The following is a 253-nucleotide window of genomic DNA, read 5'->3' on the forward strand; positions in this document are numbered from 1 at the left end:
TTTCATGCGAATAACGAACTTTTGTTGGTCTGATACAAATTGATCGATTCGTTTGATTTTTAAATAGGCTCGATCTTTTACCATGATAAATCGAGCATCCGCTAATTTTTCGCTAATTGGCCCATCATGAACGAGTCCTGTAGTTTCAACTACTTGTAAAAGCATTTCGGTATGTGGAGTGTAGCTTACATGCAATTTAATTCCAGCACGTTCCCCATGATAAAGGGCCCAAGGAAGCGTGACTTTCCCACTG

General features: G+C 39.9%; 1 protein-coding gene. It reads right to left on the bottom strand.

Features of this window, described 5'->3' with window-relative positions; all coding sequences use genetic code 11:
• The coding region (locus tag RYX56_RS23920; protein WP_317124329.1) for a transposase at positions 1-253 on the bottom strand (253 nt) is incomplete at both ends.

Source organism: Alkalihalophilus lindianensis (genome assembly GCF_032843265.1).
In the GTDB taxonomy this organism is placed as follows: Bacteria; Bacillota; Bacilli; order Bacillales; family Bacillaceae_D; genus Alkalihalophilus; species Alkalihalophilus lindianensis.